This window comes from Pantoea phyllosphaerae, from assembly GCF_051025595.1.
Lineage (GTDB): Bacteria > Pseudomonadota > Gammaproteobacteria > Enterobacterales > Enterobacteriaceae > Pantoea.
In genome coordinates this window covers 179447-197343 of the sequence record NZ_JBPFDE010000004.1, presented here as the reverse complement: position 1 = coordinate 197343, position 17897 = coordinate 179447, and the positions used below count along the sequence as shown (strand labels likewise).

The window sequence follows — 17897 nt, the reverse complement described above, 5'->3', positions numbered from 1 at the left end:
GAGACCGATATGCAACCTAATCCCTTTGACGATCCGCAGCAGGATTGTCTCGTGCTGATCAACGATCGCCAGCAGTACAGCCTCTGGCCCGCTTTTCGCGCCCTGCCCGCGGGCTGGCGCAGCCTCTTCGGCCCGCAGCCGCAGGCGGAGTGCCTGAGCTGGCTCAACGCAAACTGGCGCGATATCCGCCCGGCCCACCCGAGCGCAAACCGGAGCGACCATGTCTGAGACGCTGATGAACCCACGCCATACTGACCAGAAAATCCTGCCGCTGGTGGCGGCCCAGCCCGGCATCTGGATGGCCGACCAGCTGTCGCAGCAGACTAACGCCTGGGCGGTCGCGCACATTGTCGAGCTGCGCGGCGAGCTGGACAGCGCGCTGCTGAGCAAAGCGATCGTCGCCGGCATGCAGGAGGCGGATACGCTAAACATGGCGTTCGGCGAGCATGAAGGCGAGGCGGTGCAGTGGCCGTCGCCGCAAACCTTTACTCTGCCTGACATCGTCGACCTGCGTCAGCACGCCGACCCAGACGCCGCCGCGCACCAGCTGATACGCGTCGATATGGCTGGCGATCTGCGCGTGCTGAGCGGCGTGCCGCTGTGGCATCACCAGCTGATGCGGCTGGGAGAGCGGCGCTGGTTCTGGTATCAGCGCTATCATCATCTGGTGGTGGACGGCTTCAGCTTTACCGCTCTGACGCGCCGCATCGCCAACCTCTATACCGCCTGGATGCGCAACGACACGCCGGAACCGACGCCTTTTACCCCCTTCAGCGAGGTGGTGGAGGAGTATCAGCGCTATCAGGCGTCGCCGAACTGGCAGCGGGATCGCGACTTCTGGCGCGAAAAGAGCGCGCAGCTGCCGCCGCCCGCCTCGATCTCTCCCCTGCCGCTGGCCGGACAGCGCGCCAGCACCGCGCTGCTGCGCCACACTTTCTCACTGGATAGCGCGCGCTTTCAGACGCTGGTACAGCAGATGGACGTCAGCGCAGCCGACGCCGCCTTTGCGCTGGTGGCGCTCTGGCTGGCGCGCCTGAGCGGCCAGAATGATTTCGCCGCCGGCTTTATCTTTATGCGCCGCATCGGCTCGGCGGCGCTCTGCGCCACCGGGCCGGTAATTAACGTGCTGCCGATGGCGGTGCATTACGATCCCGCCCAGCCGCTCGCCGCGCTGGCGCAGCAGCTGGCCGCGGAGGTGAAAAAGATGCGTCGCCATCAGCGCTTCGACGCCGAGCAGGTGCAGCGCGACGCCGGACGGCTCGGCGACGGCGATCCGCTCTACGGCCCGGTAATTAACCTGAAGATGTTCGACTATCAGCTCGACTTCAACGGGGTGGAGGGGATAACGCATCAGCTCGCCTCCGGGCCGGTGCGCGACCTGGAGATTGCGATCTACCTCAGCGAACAGGGCGCGCTGACGCTGGAGCTGCTGGCGAATGCGGAACGCTATCAGGAAACCGCGCTGACGCAGCACATCAGCCGTTTCGATCTGCTGCTGCGACAGCTGGCGGCACAGCCGGATCGCCCCTGCGGCGAGCTGGATCTGCTGACCGAGGCGGAGCATCAGCAGCTGGAGAAGGTTAATCAGACCGCAATGGCGCTGCCAGCGGCCACGCTCGACAGCCTGCTGCAGGCGCAGGCGCGGCGTACCCCCGACGCCTCCGCGCTGGCGGACGATAGCCACCGGCTCAGCTACCGCGAGATGCGCCAGCAGGTCGAGGCGCTGGGCCAGCAGCTGATCGCCAGCGGCGTGCGGCGCGGCGATATCGTCGCCGTGGCGCTGCCGCGCGCGGTCTTTCTCTCGCTGGCGCTGCAGGCGATCCTCAGCGTCGGCGCCACTTACCTGCCGCTGGATACCGGCTATCCCGACGACCGCTTGCAGATGATGCTGGAGGATGCCGCGCCGAAGACGCTGATCGTCAGCCGGGCGCTGGCGTCGCGCTTCGCCGCCCTGTCGCCGGTTGCGCCGCTCTTCTATGACGCGCTGCTGCCCGATGTGGCCGCGCCTGCACCTGCGCAGCCGCCGCGCCCGCAGGACGGCGCCTATCTTATTTATACCTCCGGCTCGACCGGTCGGCCGAAAGGCGTGCTGGTCGGCCATGAGGCGATCGTCAACCGTTTGCTGTGGATGCAGGCGAGCTACCCGCTCGATGCCGCTGATGTGGTGCTGCAAAAGACCCCCAGCAGCTTCGACGTCTCGGTCTGGGAGTTTTTCTGGCCGCTGCTGACCGGCGCGCAGCTGGTGATGGCGCCGCCGGAGGCGCACCGCGATCCTGACGCGCTGCAGCAGCTTTTTGCGCGCTATCGCGTCACCACCACCCACTTTGTGCCCTCGATGCTGGCGGCCTTCGTCGCCTCGCTGCAGGACGGGGATGCGGTGGCGCGCTGCGCCAGCCTGCGCCGCGTCTTCTGCAGCGGCGAAGCGCTGCCGACCGATTTGTCGCGCCAGTGGGAGGCGCTGACGCAGACGCCGCTGCATAATCTTTATGGCCCGACCGAAGCGGCGGTAGACGTCAGCGACTATCCCGCCTTCGGCCCGGCGCTGGCGGCGGTAGAGGGCGCCAGCGTGCCGATCGGCTTCCCGGTCTGGAACACCGGCCTGCGCATCCTTGACGCGCGCCTGCAGCCGGTTCCGCCGGGCGTCGCGGGCGATCTCTATCTTACCGGCGTGCAGCTGGCGCACGGCTATCTCGATCGTCCCGATCTTACCGCCAGCCGTTTCGTCGCCGATCCGTTCGGCGACGGCACGCGCATGTACCGTACCGGCGACGTGGCGCGCTGGCTGGCGAACGGCGCGGTGGAATATCTGGGCCGCAGCGACGATCAGCTGAAGATCCGCGGCCAGCGCATCGAGCTGAACGAAATCGATCATGCGCTGGCGGCGCTGCCCGGCGTGCAGCAGGCGGTGACGCACGCGGTGGTGCTGGGCAGCGCCGACGCGCAGCAGGGCGACGCGCGCCAGCTGGTGGGCTATGTGGTGGCAGAGCGGCCGATTGACGCCGAGGCGATGCGCGCTGCGCTGGCGCAGCAGCTACCGGCGCATATGGTGCCGGTGGCGATCGTCGCGCTGGAGGCGCTGCCGCTCAGCAGCAACGGCAAGCTGGATCGCAAGGCCCTGCCGCTGCCGCAAAGCCGTACGGGCGAAGGCGGTCGCGCGCCGCTGCCGGGGCTGGAGACGCAGCTGGCTCAGGCGTTCGCCGCGCTGCTGGAACGCGATGCGGTCGGCGCGCAGGAGGATTTCTTCGCCCTCGGCGGCCACTCGCTGCTGGCGATGCGGCTGGCGGCGCAGCTGCGGCGCCAGCTGAAGCAGCCGGTTTCCGTCGGCCAGATTATGGTTGCCTCGACGGTGGAGAAGCTGGCGGCCCTGCTGAGCGATGCGCAGACCGCGCAGACCGCCGGTTTTGAGCCGGTGCTGCCGCTGCGCCTCGGCAGCGGACCCACGCTGTTCTGCTTCCATCCGGCGTCGGGCTTCGCCTGGCAGTTCAGCATTCTGCAACGTTACCTGGACGCGCGCTGGTCCATCGTCGGCATTCAGTCGCCCGACGCCAGCGGCCCGCTGAATCAGGCGACGCATCTGGATGAGGTGTGCGACGCGCATCTCGCCACGCTGCGGCAGCATCAGCCGCAGGGCCCTTACTATTTCCTCGGCTATTCGCTGGGCGGCACGCTGGCGCAGGGCATCGCCGCGCGGCTGGAGGCGCTCGGCGAAGAGGTGGCGTTCCTCGGCCTGCTTGATACCTGGCCGCCGGAGACGCAGAACTGGGATGAGCAGCGCGGCGAGAACCAGCTCGATCCGGCGGTGCTGGAGGAAGTTAACCGCGAGCGCGAGCAGTTTGTCGCCGCGCAGCGTCAGCAGGCGGGCGAAGGGTTAGAGGCGATGTTCGACGCCATCGAGGCCAACTACGCCAGCTCGGTGCGGCTGCTGGCGACGGCGCGTAGCGCGCGCTTCGGCGGTCGCGCCACGCTGTTCCTCGCCACCGAGACGCAGCAGCCGGGCCAGGATGCGCGTCGCGCCTGGGCGCCCTATGTCGGCGAGCTGGAGGTGCGGCCGCTGGCGTGCGCCCACGTCGAGATTATCTCACCGCGCATGTTTGAGCAGATCGGACCGCAGTTGCAGCAGTTACTGATGGTGTTTTCTAAAGGCAGCTGATTAGCTCGAAAAGTGGATGTTATGGCCCGGAGAGCAAAGCGTCCCGCGACAGGGATGTCGCGGGCCGAGCGAGCAGGGATGCGTAAAGCGACTTTGCGATCGGGCCATATCATCCGCTTTGGCACCTCTCTCCTAAGCCATCCCTATTCAGTGCGGTTGTTAGCCAGCGCCTCAGCTGCGCCCGCGTCCCAGCGGCACAATCATCGGCGTATGCGCCACCGGATCCTCAACGATAACGCAGCGCAGGCCGTAGACCGCCTCAATCAATTCCGGCGTAACAATCTCCGACGGCCTGCCCTCGGCGACAATCTGGCCGCTGCGCATCGCGATGAGATGCGTGGCGTAGCGGCACGCCTGATTCAGATCGTGCAGCACCACCACCAGCGTGCGGCCATGCTGCTGATTGAGATCCTGCATCAGCTCCAGCAGTTCGATTTGATGGGTAATATCGAGCCAGGTCGTGGGTTCGTCCAGCAGCAGCAGCGGCGTCTGCTGCGCCAGCACCATGGCGATCCAGACGCGCTGGCGCTGACCGCCGGAAAGCTGATCGACCGGCTGCGCGGCAATATCCGCCACGCCGGTTGCCTGCATCGCCTGCTGCACCGCCGCCTCATCCTCGTCGCGCCAGCGGCCGAACAGCGGCTGATGCGGATAGCGCCCGCGCGCCACCAGCTCGCTGACGCTGATGCCGGAGGGGGTCTGCGAACTCTGCGGCAGCAGGCCGAGACGCCGCGCCACCTCTTTAGTGGAGAGGCGCGAAATCACCTCGCCGTCGAGCAGCACCTGCCCCTGCAGCAGCGGCGCCAGGCGACTCAGCGCGCGCAGCAGCGTCGATTTGCCGCAGGCGTTGGGGCCGATGATCACCGTCAGTTCGCCATCCGGAATCGCGACCGACAGCCCTTCCGCCACAATCTTCTTCTCGTAGCCCAGCGTCAGCGCCTCGCCCTGCAGGCGCGCAATCCTCTCTGTCATTGGCGTCGCGCCTCCCTGACCAGTAGTGCAATCAAATAAAGCCCGCCAAGGCTGACGGTAATCACGCCGACCGGCAGCTGATAGGGCAGGAAAAGATGCTGCGCCGCATAGTCCGCCGCCAGCAGCAGCAGCGCGCCGCACAGCGCCGCCAGCGGCAGCGCGCCTTTGATGCCGCCGCACAGGCGACGAGCGATCTGCGGCGCCAGCAGGGCGACAAATGAAATGGGACCGGCCAGCGCGGTGGAGGCGGCGGTCAGCACCACGCCGAGCAGCATCAGCCACAGCCGGCTGCGCTCCACCGGCACGCCCAGCGCGCAGGCGGTGTCGTCGCCCATCTCCAGCAGGCGCATCCGCCGCGCCAGCAGCGCGGTCAGCAGCAGCGCCGCCGCCAGCACGGCGACCACCGGCGCGGTTTTCGCCCAGGTGATGCCGTTAAGCGATCCGGCGCTCCACAGCCCGGCGCTGAGCGCCGCCTCCAGCGAGGCGCTGATAATCAGCCAGCCGTTGAGCGCCATCAGCAGCGCACGCACGCTGATGCCGACGATAATCAGCCGGAAGGTCTCTACGCCGTTGCGCCAGGCGAACAGGTACACCACGCCAGCGGTCAGCACGCCGCCCAGCAGCGCCGCCAGCGTCATCGCCTCGCTGTTCTGCTGAAACAGCACCAGCGCCACCAGTACGCCGCTATAGGCGCCGGTATTGAAGCCGAGAATATCGGGGCTGCCGAGCGGGTTGCGCAGCAGCGACTGAAAAATTGCGCCGCTCACCCCGAGCGCCGCGCCGAGCAGCAGCGCCATCGCCACGCGCGGCAGTCGCCACTCCAGCACGATCAGCTGAAGGTTGCGCGCCCCCTCGCCGGTGACCAGCTGCCAGAGCTGCGCGCCCGTCACCGGCAGCGCGCCGCGCGTGACGCCGAAAAAGGCCAGCAGCGCGCAGGCCGCCAGCAGCCAGATGGCGTGCATCATTGCCCGACTCATACCTGCCCTCTCCCCAGCTTGCGGCGCACCAGCACGATCAGCATCGGCGCGCCGATCAGCGCGGTGACTACCGAGACGCGCAGTTCGCCCGGCACCATCAGGCGCCCCAGAATATCGGCGCTCAGCAGCAGGCAGGGAGTGATCAGCAGCGTGCCGGGCAGCATCCAGCGGTGGTCGTTGCCCCACAGCCAGCGGGCCAGATGCGGCGTCATCAGCCCGACAAAGGCGACAGGGCCGACGGCGGCCGTGGCGGCGCCGCTCAGCAGGGCGATAGCCAGCAGCCCGAGCAGCTGGGTACGCGCCACGCGCGTGCCGAGCGCCGTCGCCAGGTCGCCGCCCATGCTCAGGGTATTGAGCGCGCGCGCCAGCAGCAGCGCGATCAGCGCGCCGACCGCCACCGCTGGCCAGGTGGCGCGCAGCACGGCAGCGCTGCGAATATCCAGCGAGCCGCTGTGCCAGAAGCGCAGATGATCGTAAATATCGGGGTTAAGGAGAGACAGTCCGGATGTCAGCCCCTCCAGCACCGCGCCGAGCGCCACGCCAGCCAGGGTCAGGCGCACCGGATTAACGCGGCCGCCGCCGAGCGCGCCGGTCAGCGCCACCAGCAGCGACGCCAGCAGTGCGCCGACGAAGGCGAAGCCGAGCCAGTCGGCCGGCGAATCCGCGCCGAACAGGGCGATACCCAGCACCACGGCGAAGCCTGCGCCCGCGTTGACGCCGAGAATGCCGGGATCGGCGAGCGGATTGCGCGTCAGGCTCTGCATCAGCGCGCCCGCCAGCCCGAGCGCACCGCCCGCCAGCAGACCGGCAAGGGTGCGCGGCAGACGCGCTTCGCGCACGATAACGCAGTCGGCGCTGCCGCAGTGGGTCGTCAGGGCAAGGGAAACATCATGAATGGCGATCGATTTGGCGCCGAGCATCAGGCTGAGCGCGAGCAGGAGCAACAGCAGCACTCCTGAGGCGGCTATTGCGGAGAGTTGGCGCATAACGTTCCGAACCTTCACTGTTCACTGACGCAGCGAACGCGTCAATTTGATAATGATACTTGTTATCGTTATTACTCGTATTTTTGTATGTTACCATGATTCGCCTCAACCGTAGCGAGGAAAACCGCAGCAAAAGGCGACGCAATGAACAAACCCTCCCATCTCATCGATCTCAGCCTGTTGAAGACGCACCCCGCTTTTCGCGCCGTCTTTATCGCCCGTTTTATCTCTATCGTCGCGCTCGGCATGCTGGCCGTCGCCGTGCCGGTGCAGATCCAGCAGCTGACGCATTCGCCTGCGCTGGTGGGGCTTGCGGTCACCCTGGCAGGTGCAGGCATGTTCGTCGGACTGCTCACCGGCGGCGTGCTGGCAGATCGCTACGAGCGCAAACGGCTGATCCTGATTGCGCGATCCACCTGCGGCCTCGGCTTCGTGGCGCTGGCCGTTAACGCCTCGCTGCCGACCCCATCGGTCAGCGCGGTCTTTTTGCTCGGCCTGTGGGATGGCTTCTTCGGCGCAATCGGCGTCACGGCGCTGCTGGCGGCGACGCCAGCGCTGGTGGGGCGCGAAAACCTGATGCAGGCGGGCGCCATTACCATGCTCACGGTGCGCTTCGGCGCGATTCTTTCGCCCGCCGTCGGCGGCCTGGTGCTGGCGCACGGCGGCGCGGCGTGGAACTACGGCCTCGCCGCCCTGGGCACGCTGCTCACCGTGCTGACCCTGCTGCGGCTGCCCGTGATGCCGCCGCCGCCGCAGCCGCGCGAACATCCGCTGCGGGCGCTCGCCAGCGGCGTGCAGTTTTTGTTTGCCGCGCCGCTGGTCGGCATGGCGGCGCTGATCGGCGCGCTGGTAACCCTGGCGAGCGCGGTGCGCGTGCTCTACCCGGCGCTGGCGTCGCACTGGCAGGTCAGCCTCGATGAGCTGGGCCTGATGTACGCCGCCGTGCCGCTCGGCGCGGCGCTGGGGGCGCTGACCAGTGGGCGGCTGGCGCAGACGCCGCAGCCAGGCAAGGTGATGTTAGCCAGCGCCGTCGCCGCTTTCCTCGCGCTTGGCGCCTTCAGCCTGATGCCGCAGTTTGCCCTCGGCCTGGCCTGCCTGGCGGCGTTCGGCTACTGCAGCGCCGTTAACAGCCTGGTGCAGTACCAGCTGATCCAGTCGCTGACGCCCGATGCGCTGCTGGGGCGCATCAACAGCCTCTGGACGGCGCAGAACGTCACCGGCGATGCGATCGGCGCGGCGATGATCGGCGCGCTGGGGTCATGGCTGCTGCCGCAGCAGGCCGCCGCGCTGTTCGGTTTCGGCGCGGCGCTGCTGGGAGGCGTGATGTGGATGCTGATGGCGAAGCTGCGACGCTATCAACCGCCAGCGCCGACGCTGGCGGAAGAGGCGTCATGATTTAACAAACAGCTGCGCCAGACGCGTCAGCAGATGGCTGGCGCTGTAGTAGTCAAGACGGAAGGTGTCGGCCCCTAGCGCGTAAACCTGCTGCTGCTTCACCGCCGCGGTTTGCGCCAGGAAGGGGTTCTGCATCAGCTGTTTCGCCCCTTGCTCCTCCGCGGCGAACAGCAGGAAGGTATTGCCGTTCAGGCCGCTGGCGACGTTCTCGCCAGAGAGCTGAATAATATCTTTGCGCTGTCCCATACTGTGCGTCTGCTGCAGATCCGCAGGCGGCACGGCGAGCGTAAAGCCGAGCTGCTCCAGCAGCTTGCCCTGTGCTGATTCGCGGGTCCACAGGTTTACCGCGCGGCCGCCGCCGTTAAACACCATGGCGGAAACGGGCTGCGGCGGCAGCGTGATTTTCTGCTTCAGCGCCGCCTCCTGCGCATCGAACGCCTTCACGCGCGCCGCTGCCTCCGCCTCGTGGCCGGTCGCTTTGCCGAGCAGCGTCACCAGCTGCTGCCAGCTTTTATCGTCATAGTTCACTACCAGCGTCGGCGCGATAGCCGAGAATTGATCCACCAGCTTGAGCGCGGAGTCGTTGCCGGTCGCGCTGACGATAATCAGATCCGGCGCTTCGGCGGCCACCGCTTCGGCGCTCGGCTCGCCAATATAGAGCCGCTTGAGATTTTTACGCTTCGCGACGTCGCTCCACTGACGGAAAAAGCCCTTCTCGTCCGCCAGTCGGCTGCCCGGCGCGGTCGCCCCGCTGGCGATGACCGGCGCGTCGATCGCCAGCAGCGAGCCGGTCAGGGTGACGCTGGTAGAGACGATGCGCTGCGGCGCGTTCTCCAGCGTGACGCTGCCGCCGACGCTTTGCAGCGTGCGCGGCCAGCCGCCTTCCGCCCGCGCTTGAGGGTGAGCCAGCACGGTCATGAAAGCCAGCGCGGCCACCGTGGTAAAAATCCGCTTAAACATAAGATTCAGTCCACTTTTTACTGTAATCCAACCTTCTGTCACCTCTACGCATCACGCTGAGATCGCACGCTCACTGCCGCGAATTTATTGACACTCCAGCCTAATCAACGTAGGTTACAGAACCACAATACAAATGATAATCATTATTAGTTATCTTATCATTTATAGGTGAAAATTATGGTGGAAACGTTGACGTTTGGAAATCCCCTGCTTGAGGATTTCTCCGCGCTGTGCCGGGGATTTATCTTCACCTCCCCGTGGCGCAGTATCGCTACGCAAGGCTGCTACACCACGATCGCCGCGCCGGCGGTCGATGGCGACGCGCTAAACGGCGACTTTCAACAGCAGCTGCGACGCCACTTCGCATCGGCAAAAAAACAGGGCATCGCCCACCCAGTCCTGGTCGGCGCCATCCCCTTCGACGTCAGCCAGCCCGCCGCGCTGTTTATTCCGGAATCGCATCAGACTTTTAAGCGCGCCGATCTTCAGGCTGCGCTGCCCGCCGTTCAGGCGCCGCTGCCGCAGGTACGCCGCCGCGCCGCCATGCCGGAGCACGCGGTGTTTACCGCCATGGTGGCAGAGGCCGTGGCCGCTACGCAGCGCGGCGAGCTGGATAAAGTCGTGCTGTCGCGCCTGATGGATATCGTGACGGAGCAGCCGGTGGATATCGCTGCGCTGATGCAGCGCATCGTGGCGCAAAACCCGAACAGCTATCACTTTCACCTGCCGCTGCCGCAGGGCGGCTCGCTGGTGGGCGCCAGCCCGGAGCTGATGCTGCGTAAAGAGGGGCGTGATTTCCGCTCCTGTCCGCTGGCTGGCTCTGCGCGACGCGACGCCGACGCGCAGCGCGACAGGGCCGCGGGCGACGCCCTGATGCAATCAGCGAAAGATCGCCACGAGCATAAGCTAGTGACTGACGCGATGCGCGCGGTGCTGCAGCCGCGCAGCCGCCTGCTCTCGGTGCCCGCGACCCCTTCTCTGCTGACCACCGCCACGCTGTGGCATCTGGCGACGCAGATTGACGGTGAGGCGCTCGATGAGCAGGAGAATGCGCTGTCGCTCGCCTGTCTGCTGCATCCGACGCCAGCGCTGAGCGGCTTCCCGCACGCGCGCGCGCAGCAGCTGATCCAGACGCTGGAGCCGTTTGACCGCCGTCTGTTCGGCGGCATCGTCGGCTGGTGCGACGAGCAGGGCAATGGCGAATGGGTTGTGACTATCCGCTGCGGCACCGTGCACGGCGCGCGCGTGCGCCTGTTCGCTGGCGCGGGCATCGTGGCCGATTCGCAACCAGAATCAGAATGGCGCGAGACGGGTGTCAAACTCGACACCATGCTGCGCGCTTTTGGACTGCAATAAAGGAAATACCATGTCGATCCCCTACCATCGCTGGCCAGACGATCTGGCGGCGCGCTACCGCGAGAAAGGCTACTGGCTGGATGTGCCGATGACCGATATCCTGGCGCGCCATGAAAACAGCGACGCTATCGCCGTTATCGAAGGCGATCTGCAGCTGAGCTACCGTCAGCTGGCGCAGCGCAGCGACAACCTCGCCGCGGCGCTGCAGCGCCGCGGGCTGAAAAACGGCGACACCGCGCTGGTGCAGCTCGGCAACGTCGCCGACTTCTACGTCACCGTTTTCGCCCTGTTCAAGCTGGGCGTCGCGTCGGTCTACGCGCTGTTCAGCCACCAGCGCACCGAGCTGCAATCCTACGCCGCGCAGATCGAACCTGCGCTGCTGATCGCCGATCGCCGCCATGGGCTGTTCGCCGACGACCGCTTTATCGACGCGCTGTGCGCCGATTGTCCGTCGCTGCGGCAGGTGATCCTGCGCAACGACAGCCAGCCGGAAAACGGGCTGGAAGCGCTGATGGCGGAGGCCGCGAACGCTTTTCAGCCGACGCCGACCGCCGCCGACGAAGTGGCGTTTTTCCAGCTCTCCGGCGGTAGCACCGGCACGCCGAAGCTGATCCCGCGCACCCACAACGACTACTACTACAGCATCCGCGCCAGCGACGAGATCTGCGCGGTCACCGCCGACACGCGCTATCTGATCGCCCTGCCCGCGCCGCATAATTTTGCGATGAGTTCGCCTGGCGCGCTGGGCGTCTTCTACGCGGGCGGCCAGGTGATTCTGGCCGAGGATCCCAGCGCGACGAACTGCTTCCCGCTAATCGAAAAACACCAGGTCACTGACACCGGCCTGGTGCCGCCCGCCGTCAGCCTGTGGCTGCAGGCGATCCAGGAGTGGGGCAGCAACCGGGCGCTGGCGTCGCTGCAGCGGATGCAGGTGGGCGGCGCCAAACTGGGCGAGACGCTGGCGGCGCGCATTCAGAGCGAGATCGGCTGCCGGCTGCAGCAGGTGTTCGGTATGGCGGAAGGGCTGGTGAACTACACCCGGTTTGACGACGACGAGCGCACCATTCTCACTACTCAGGGCCGTCCGATTTCGCCGGACGATGAGGTCTGGGTAGCCGACGAGAATGGCGATCCGCTGCCGACCGGCGCCATCGGCCGCCTGATGACGCGCGGTCCCTATACCTTCCGCGGCTACTACAACAGCCCGGCGCACAACGCCGCCAGCTTCGACGCCGACGGTTTTTACTGCTCGGGCGATCTGATCGAGATTAATCCGCAGGGCTACATCACCGTGCAGGGACGCGAGAAAGATCAGATTAACCGCGGCGGCGAAAAGATCGCTGCCGAGGAGATCGAAAACCTGCTGCAGCGCCATACGGACGTGATCCATGCGGCTCTGGTATCGATGCATGACGAGCTGATGGGCGAAAAAAGCTGCGCCTTTATCGTCGCGCGCCAGCCGCTCAAGCCGGTGGCGCTGCGCCGCCATCTGCGCGAGCTGGGCGTCGCCGAATATAAGCTGCCTGACCGTATTACCTGCGTAGATGCGCTGCCGCTGACGCCCGTCGGCAAAGTAGACAAGAAACGCCTGCGCCAACAGCTTGCCGATCAACAAGCGCAAGCCTGACCTGTTCCGGAGATTTTATGGCTATTCCAAAACTGACCTCATATTCGCTGCCTGCCGCCGCCGAGCTGCCCGCCAACAAGGTGAAATGGGCGCTGGAGCCGCAGCGCGCCGCCCTGCTGATTCACGATATGCAGGCCTACTTTCTTAACTTCTGGGGCGAAAACAGCCCGCTGGTCAATCAGGTGGTGGAGAACATCGCCCGCCTGCGCGCCTGGTGCAAGTCGCAGGGCATCCCGGTGTTCTACACCGCGCAGCCTAATCAGCAGAGCGATGAGGATCGCGCGCTGCTGAACGATATGTGGGGGCCGGGCCTGAACAAACATCCCGAGCAGCAGAAGATTGTCGATGCGCTGGCGCCCGACGCCGAGGATCAGGTGCTGACTAAGTGGCGCTACAGCGCCTTTGTCCGCTCGCCGCTGGAGTCAATTCTGCAGGAGATGGGACGCGATCAGCTGATCATCACCGGCGTGTACGCCCACATTGGCTGTCTCACCACCGCGACCGATGCCTTTATGCGCAACATCCAGCCCTTTATGGTGGCGGATGCGCTGGCGGACTTTAGCCGCGAGGAACATATGATGGCGCTGACCTATACCGCCGGACGCAGCGGCAAAGTGGTGATGACCGCAGATGTGATGCCGCTGCCGCTCAGCAAGGAGGATCTGCGCGCGCTGGTTCTGCCGCTGCTGGAAGACGATGACGTGCCGGAAGATGATGAGAACCTGATCGACTACGGTCTCGATTCCGTGCGCATGATGGCGCTGGCGGCGCGCTGGCGTCAGGCGCATGGCGATATCGACTTTGTCAGCCTGGCGAAAAATCCCACTATCGACGGCTGGTGGGCGCTGCTGTCACGGGAGCCTGCATAATGAGCCAGCGCTTCGACTTCAGCGGTAAGCAGGTGTGGGTAACCGGCGCAGGCCAGGGCATCGGCTACTGCACCGCGCTCGCCTTTCACGCCGCGGGCGCGCAGGTTCAGGGCTTCGATCTGCGCTTTCACGACCTCGACTACCCTTTCGCCTGCCATACGCTTGACGTGGCCGATGCAGGACAGGTGAAAACGGTGTGCCAGCGCCTGCTGGCGCAGCAGCCGCGCCTCGACGTGCTGGTGAACGGCGCGGGCATCCTGCGTATCGGCGCCACCGACGAGATTTCCGCCGCGGATTTCCAGGCCTGTCTGGCGGTCAATGTAGGCGGCGCCTTCAATATGTTCCAGCAGACGCTGCCGGTATTTCGCCAGCAGCGTGCAGGCGCCATCGTCTCTGTCGCCTCTAACTCGGCGCACGCGCCGCGTATCGGTATGTCGGCCTACGGCGCCTCAAAAGCCGCGCTGCGCAGCCTGACCCTGACCGTCGGCCTGGAGATGGCACCCTATGGCGTGCGCTGCAATATCGTTTCGCCCGGCTCGACCGACACCGAGATGCAGCGCAGCCTGTGGCATACGCCGACCGCCGAGCAGGAGATGATCGACGGCTTCCCGGATCAATATAAGCTGGGGATCCCGCTGCGGAAGATCGCCACGCCGCAGGAGATCGCCCATAACGTGCTGTTCCTCGCCTCGGATCTCGCCAGCCACGTCGCGCTGCAGGATATCGTGGTGGACGGCGGCGCGACGCTGGGAGCCTGACCGATGGCGATCTGGAAACGCGAAACCGATCTCAACGCGCTGAACGCTATCGGTGAAAATTCGCTGGTGGCGCATATCGGCATCCGCTTTACCGCCATCGGCGACGATTACCTGGAGGCGGTTATGCCGGTCGATGCGCGCACCCATCAGCCGTTCGGCCTGCTGCACGGCGGCGCGTCGGTGGTGCTGGCGGAGTCGATGGGCTCGATCGCCGGCTATCTCTGCACCGAAGAGGGGAAAAGCGTGGTGGGCATCGAGGTCAACGCCAGCCATCACCGCCCGGTCTCCAGCGGTGAAGTGCGCGGCATCTGCCGTCCGCTGCATATCGGCTCACGCAATCAGGTGTGGCAGATTGAAATCCGCAACGCGCGCGGCCAGCTCTGCTGTTCGTCGCGCCTGACGGTGGCGGTGCTGGGGTAATGAAAAAGGGACAGCTTTCGCTGTCCCTTTTTTCTGGCATTAACGCTGGTAGATGATTTCGACGCCTTCGTCGTCATCTTCGTCCCAGTCGTCATCCCACTCTTCATCTTCTTCTTCAACCACGTTTTCCATCGCTTCACGGTGATAGTCATCCCACATGAACTCGACTTTCTCGGGTTTCTTCTCTTCTTCTTCCGCTTCTTTCGGGTTGGCGTTGATGAAGCTCATCACGTCCCAGCAGAGATCCTGCACGCCCTGACGGCTTGCGGCGGAGATAAGATAGTATTTCTCTTCCCAGCCCAGCGCTTCGGCAATCGCTTTAGCGCGCGTCTGCGCTTCCTCTTCGCCAATCACGTCGATTTTATTGAACACCAGCCAGCGCGGCTTGTTGAACAGCTTGTCGCTGTACTTCTCCAGCTCGCCGAGGATGATGCGGGCGTTTTCCACCGGATCGGACTCGTCGATCGGCGCGATGTCGATCAGGTGCAGCAGCACGCGGCAGCGCTCGAGGTGCTTGAGGAAGCGAATACCGAGGCCAGCACCATCGGCAGCGCCTTCAATCAGGCCCGGAATGTCAGCAACGACGAAGCTCTGCTCGCTGTCCATACGTACCACGCCCAGGCTTGGCACCAGCGTGGTGAACGGATAATCCGCCACTTTCGGCTTGGCCGCAGAGACGGCGCGGATAAAGGTCGATTTGCCGGCGTTCGGCAGGCCCAGCATGCCAACGTCGGCCAGCAGCATCAGCTCCAGCTGCAAATCGCGCTTCTCGCCCGGCGTGCCCATGGTTTTCTGACGCGGGGTACGGTTTACCGAGGATTTAAAGCGCGTATTGCCCAGGCCGTGCCAGCCGCCTTTAGCGACCATCAGCTTCTGCTCATGGCGCGTCATATCGCCCAGCGTTTCGCCGGTGCCCTGGTCGATCACGCGGGTGCCGACCGGCACCTTAACGATAATGTCCTGACCGCGTTTGCCGGTACAGTCGCGGCTCTGGCCGTTCTGACCGCGCTCGGCGCGGAAGGACTTCTCAAAACGGTAGTCAATCAGGGTATTCAGGTTCTCGTCGGCAACCAGATAGACATCACCGCCGTCACCGCCGTCACCGCCGTCCGGACCGCCTTTCGGAATATATTTTTCACGGCGGAAGCTGACGCAGCCATTGCCGCCATCGCCGGCAACCACCAGGATTGTCGCTTCATCAACAAACTTCATTTTCTTTCTCCGTCACACAATCGCCCGCGCGCCCCTACAGGGCTGCGAACGGGTCCGCCAGGGTCTGTCTGCGCCGACCGGCGGCGGATAAATCAGGACTGATTTACATCAGGCGTACATAAAGTGTACAGCAATACAGAACGACAGGTCGCAGAATGTAAAAAGCCCCGCAATGGCTGCGGGGCTTTTATTCGTGCGTTCAGACAGTCGCTGTCTGCGTCACGACAACCTTACTCAGCAACGATGCTGATGTATTTACGGTTGTTCGGACCTTTCACTTCGAATTTAACTTTGCCGTCTGCGGTAGCGAACAGGGTGTGGTCACGACCACAACCTACGTTGTTACCGGCATGGAACTTGGTGCCACGCTGACGAACGATGATGCTACCTGCCAGAACAGATTCGCCACCGAAACGTTTTACACCCAGACGTTTTGCATTGGAGTCACGACCGTTACGAGTCGAGCCACCAGCCTTTTTATGTGCCATTTGTCAGATCTCCTCTTAAGCGCTGATGCCAGTAATTTTCACATCAGTGAACCACTGACGGTGGCCAGCCTGCTTACGGTAGTGCTTACGACGACGAAACTTAACGATTTTAACTTTCTCGCCACGACCGTGAGCAACGATTTCAGCTTTGATAACGCCGCCTGAAACCAGTGGCGCGCCGATTTTCACGTCTTCGCCATTTGCGATCATCAGCACCTGGTCAAACTCAATGGTTTCACCGGTTGCGATGTCCAGCTTTTCCAGGCGAACGGTCTGACCTTCGCTTACTCGGTGTTGTTTACCACCACTTTGGAAAACCGCGTACATATAAAACTCCGCTTCTGCGCATGCCTTTCGTTCATCAGGCGGCGCGATAAATATTCACAATAGGGCGCGAATTCTACGCAAATCTCCAGCAGAAGACAAGAGCACTTTGCACTCTCTTGCAGAAAAAAAACACAGGCCGATCGCAAACGTTTCTCATCCGGAAAATTCAAGTACAATCAGTAACAGATTACCTGAACTCAGGCTGGTTAAAGCACGTACCATGAGCCGTTGAAACGAGTCAAAGCTGAACAGACGAATGAACTTAGAACAAATTAATGAATTAACCGCGCAGGATATGGCGGCCGTCAACCAGACCATCCTCGACCAGCTGAATTCCGAGGTCTCGCTGATTAATCAGCTTGGCTATTACATCATCAGCGGCGGCGGCAAGCGCATCCGTCCGATGATCGCTGTGCTTTCGGCACGCGCGCTAGGCTACCAGGGCGAGCTGCACGTCATTAACGCGGCGCTGATCGAATTTATCCACACTGCGACGCTGCTGCATGACGACGTGGTGGATGAATCCGATATGCGTCGCGGCAAAGCGACCGCTAATGCGGCGTTCGGCAATGCGGCCAGCGTGCTGGTCGGCGACTTTATCTATACGCGCGCCTTCCAGATGATGACCAGCATGGGCTCGTTGCGTATTCTGGCGCTGATGTCCGAAGCGGTGAACGTGATAGCTGAAGGCGAGGTGCTGCAGCTGATGAACGTCAACGACCCGGACATCACTGAAGAGAGCTATATGCGCGTAATTTACAGCAAAACGGCGCGTTTGTTTGAAGCCGCTTCGCAGGCATCCGCTATTCTCGCCGACGCCACGCCGGCACAGGAAAAAGCGATGCAGGATTACGGACGCTTTCTCGGCACCGCTTTCCAGTTAATCGACGATCTGCTCGACTATAGCGCCGACGGCGCCACGCTGGGCAAGAATACCGGCGACGATCTCAGTGAAGGCAAACCGACCCTGCCGCTGCTGCATGCGATGCATAACGGCACGCCGGAACAGACGAAGATGATCCGCGAGGCGATCGAACAGGGCAACGGCCGTCATCTTCTTGAGCCGGTGCTCGCCGCCATGCAGCAGTGCGGCTCGCTGGAATGGACCCGCAAGCGCGCCGAGCAGGAAGCGGATAAAGCGATTGCGGCGCTCAGCGCGCTGCCGGAATCGCCCTGGCGCAGCGCGCTCGAAGCGCTGGCGCATATGTCTGTCCAGCGCGATTTCTGACTTCCCTTCGGAGCTGCCGCCGCAGCTCCGCTGTTTCCCCCTTCCCGCTTCACTTTTTTCCGAAAATGCATCACTTCTGTTGCCGCGCTTTTGCGTCAAGGCGCTCACTTCTCGCGACTGGCCCAAAAATTACTGGAAACAACAAGAAACTTTCTGGTATAAAAATTCCACA

At 64.0% G+C, this 17897-nt stretch carries 16 protein-coding genes; 9 read left to right on the top strand and 7 right to left on the bottom strand.

The genetic code is table 11. The annotated features are described in order from the left end of the window. Nucleotides 1–9 precede the first annotated feature (9 nt). Together ACR6A7_RS07955 and ACR6A7_RS07950 are read left to right on the top strand one after the other, a co-directional pair. Nucleotides 10–228, top strand: a complete 219-nt coding sequence (locus ACR6A7_RS07955) for an MbtH family protein (RefSeq protein ID WP_434124293.1) — start codon at nucleotides 10–12, stop codon at nucleotides 226–228. Beyond that, nucleotides 221–4150, top strand: a complete 3930-nt coding sequence (locus ACR6A7_RS07950) for an enterobactin synthase subunit F (protein WP_434124292.1) — start codon at nucleotides 221–223, stop codon at nucleotides 4148–4150. Before ACR6A7_RS07955 ends, ACR6A7_RS07950 begins: the two co-directional genes overlap by 8 nt. Nucleotides 4151–4321: 171 nt before the next feature. Here ACR6A7_RS07950 and ACR6A7_RS07945 read toward each other — a convergent pair whose 3' ends face one another. Genes ACR6A7_RS07945 through fepD form a run of 3 tightly spaced genes read right to left on the bottom strand, consistent with a single transcriptional unit; the run spans nucleotide 4322 to nucleotide 7085 of the window. Next, nucleotides 4322–5122, bottom strand: a complete 801-nt coding sequence (locus ACR6A7_RS07945) for an ATP-binding cassette domain-containing protein (protein ID WP_434124290.1) — start codon at nucleotides 5120–5122, stop codon at nucleotides 4322–4324. Beyond that, complete coding sequence (gene fepG / locus ACR6A7_RS07940; protein ID WP_434124289.1) at nucleotides 5119–6099, bottom strand: iron-enterobactin ABC transporter permease; 981 nt, start codon at nucleotides 6097–6099, stop codon at nucleotides 5119–5121. Before fepG ends, ACR6A7_RS07945 begins: the two co-directional genes overlap by 4 nt. Beyond that, the gene (gene fepD / locus ACR6A7_RS07935; protein WP_434124288.1) at nucleotides 6096–7085 is read right to left on the bottom strand and encodes a Fe(3+)-siderophore ABC transporter permease; all 990 of its coding nucleotides are present in this window, start codon (nucleotides 7083–7085) and stop codon (nucleotides 6096–6098) included. Before fepD ends, fepG begins: the two co-directional genes overlap by 4 nt. 144 nt (nucleotides 7086–7229) lie before the next feature. On the opposite strand from fepD, the gene entS reads away from it, so the two are divergent. Next, nucleotides 7230–8480 carry an enterobactin transporter EntS gene (gene entS, locus ACR6A7_RS07930; protein WP_434124286.1) on the top strand — a complete coding sequence of 417 codons (1251 nt, stop codon included), beginning with the start codon at nucleotides 7230–7232 and terminating at the stop codon, nucleotides 8478–8480. Here the strand turns inward: entS and fepB are convergent. Beyond that, the gene (gene fepB, locus ACR6A7_RS07925; RefSeq protein ID WP_434124285.1) at nucleotides 8475–9440 is read right to left on the bottom strand and encodes a Fe2+-enterobactin ABC transporter substrate-binding protein; all 966 of its coding nucleotides are present in this window, start codon (nucleotides 9438–9440) and stop codon (nucleotides 8475–8477) included. The genes entS and fepB overlap by 6 nt on opposite strands. 177 nt (nucleotides 9441–9617) lie before the next feature. Here fepB and ACR6A7_RS07920 point away from each other — a divergent pair, with 177 nt between their 5' ends. Genes ACR6A7_RS07920 through ACR6A7_RS07900 form a run of 5 tightly spaced genes read left to right on the top strand, consistent with a single transcriptional unit; the run spans nucleotide 9618 to nucleotide 14470 of the window. Next, entirely contained in the window at nucleotides 9618–10796 is a 1179-nt protein-coding gene (locus tag ACR6A7_RS07920; RefSeq protein ID WP_434124284.1) for an isochorismate synthase, read from the top strand. A 10-nt stretch (nucleotides 10797–10806) separates the two neighbouring features. Beyond that, a complete protein-coding gene (locus tag ACR6A7_RS07915) occupies nucleotides 10807–12423 on the top strand; it encodes a (2,3-dihydroxybenzoyl)adenylate synthase (protein ID WP_434124283.1) in 1617 nt (538 codons plus the stop codon). A 17-nt stretch (nucleotides 12424–12440) separates the two neighbouring features. After that, entirely contained in the window at nucleotides 12441–13292 is an 852-nt protein-coding gene (locus ACR6A7_RS07910; protein WP_434124282.1) for an isochorismatase family protein, read from the top strand. Further along, on the top strand, nucleotides 13292–14050 hold the full coding sequence (dhbA, locus tag ACR6A7_RS07905; RefSeq protein ID WP_434124281.1) for a 2,3-dihydro-2,3-dihydroxybenzoate dehydrogenase: 759 nt from the start codon (nucleotides 13292–13294) through the stop codon (nucleotides 14048–14050). Before ACR6A7_RS07910 ends, dhbA begins: the two co-directional genes overlap by 1 nt. A gap of 3 nt (nucleotides 14051–14053) precedes the next feature. Further along, the gene (locus ACR6A7_RS07900) at nucleotides 14054–14470 is read left to right on the top strand and encodes a hotdog fold thioesterase (RefSeq protein ID WP_434124280.1); all 417 of its coding nucleotides are present in this window, start codon (nucleotides 14054–14056) and stop codon (nucleotides 14468–14470) included. Nucleotides 14471–14509: 39 nt separating this feature from the next. On the opposite strand, the gene cgtA is transcribed toward ACR6A7_RS07900, so the two are convergent. The 3 genes from cgtA to rplU form a co-directional block, all read right to left on the bottom strand. Beyond that, the gene (gene cgtA / locus ACR6A7_RS07895; protein ID WP_434124279.1) at nucleotides 14510–15682 is read right to left on the bottom strand and encodes an Obg family GTPase CgtA; all 1173 of its coding nucleotides are present in this window, start codon (nucleotides 15680–15682) and stop codon (nucleotides 14510–14512) included. 230 nt (nucleotides 15683–15912) lie between these two features. Beyond that, on the bottom strand, nucleotides 15913–16170 hold the full coding sequence (gene rpmA, locus ACR6A7_RS07890; protein ID WP_006121751.1) for a 50S ribosomal protein L27: 258 nt from the start codon (nucleotides 16168–16170) through the stop codon (nucleotides 15913–15915). 15 nt (nucleotides 16171–16185) lie between these two features. Next, nucleotides 16186–16497 (bottom strand): 50S ribosomal protein L21, encoded by a 312-nt coding sequence (gene rplU / locus ACR6A7_RS07885; protein ID WP_033749281.1) that lies wholly within the window; start codon nucleotides 16495–16497, stop codon nucleotides 16186–16188. Between the two features lie 256 nt (nucleotides 16498–16753). Here rplU and ispB point away from each other — a divergent pair, with 256 nt between their 5' ends. Then, the gene (gene ispB, locus ACR6A7_RS07880) at nucleotides 16754–17725 is read left to right on the top strand and encodes an octaprenyl diphosphate synthase (RefSeq protein WP_033749280.1); all 972 of its coding nucleotides are present in this window, start codon (nucleotides 16754–16756) and stop codon (nucleotides 17723–17725) included. The last annotated feature ends 172 nt before the right edge of the window (nucleotides 17726–17897 follow it).

Excerpts from the sequence above, each read along its gene's own strand:
- ACR6A7_RS07920 (WP_434124284.1), top strand. The coding sequence starts at position 9,618 with ATGGTGGAAACGTTGACGTTTGGAAATCCCCTGCTTGAGGATTTCTCC.
- ACR6A7_RS07910 (WP_434124282.1), top strand. The coding sequence starts at position 12,441 with ATGGCTATTCCAAAACTGACCTCATATTCGCTGCCTGCCGCCGCCGAG.
- rpmA (WP_006121751.1), bottom strand. The coding sequence starts at position 16,170 with ATGGCACATAAAAAGGCTGGTGGCTCGACTCGTAACGGTCGTGACTCC.
- entS (WP_434124286.1), top strand. The coding sequence starts at position 7,230 with ATGAACAAACCCTCCCATCTCATCGATCTCAGCCTGTTGAAGACGCAC.
- rplU (WP_033749281.1), bottom strand. The coding sequence starts at position 16,497 with ATGTACGCGGTTTTCCAAAGTGGTGGTAAACAACACCGAGTAAGCGAA.
- fepB (WP_434124285.1), bottom strand. The coding sequence starts at position 9,440 with ATGTTTAAGCGGATTTTTACCACGGTGGCCGCGCTGGCTTTCATGACC.
- ACR6A7_RS07945 (WP_434124290.1), bottom strand. The coding sequence starts at position 5,122 with ATGACAGAGAGGATTGCGCGCCTGCAGGGCGAGGCGCTGACGCTGGGC.
- fepG (WP_434124289.1), bottom strand. The coding sequence starts at position 6,099 with ATGAGTCGGGCAATGATGCACGCCATCTGGCTGCTGGCGGCCTGCGCG.
- cgtA (WP_434124279.1), bottom strand. The coding sequence starts at position 15,682 with ATGAAGTTTGTTGATGAAGCGACAATCCTGGTGGTTGCCGGCGATGGC.
- ispB (WP_033749280.1), top strand. The coding sequence starts at position 16,754 with ATGAACTTAGAACAAATTAATGAATTAACCGCGCAGGATATGGCGGCC.
- ACR6A7_RS07950 (WP_434124292.1), top strand. The coding sequence starts at position 221 with ATGTCTGAGACGCTGATGAACCCACGCCATACTGACCAGAAAATCCTG.
- ACR6A7_RS07915 (WP_434124283.1), top strand. The coding sequence starts at position 10,807 with ATGTCGATCCCCTACCATCGCTGGCCAGACGATCTGGCGGCGCGCTAC.
- fepD (WP_434124288.1), bottom strand. The coding sequence starts at position 7,085 with ATGCGCCAACTCTCCGCAATAGCCGCCTCAGGAGTGCTGCTGTTGCTC.
- ACR6A7_RS07955 (WP_434124293.1), top strand. The coding sequence starts at position 10 with ATGCAACCTAATCCCTTTGACGATCCGCAGCAGGATTGTCTCGTGCTG.
- dhbA (WP_434124281.1), top strand. The coding sequence starts at position 13,292 with ATGAGCCAGCGCTTCGACTTCAGCGGTAAGCAGGTGTGGGTAACCGGC.
- ACR6A7_RS07900 (WP_434124280.1), top strand. The coding sequence starts at position 14,054 with ATGGCGATCTGGAAACGCGAAACCGATCTCAACGCGCTGAACGCTATC.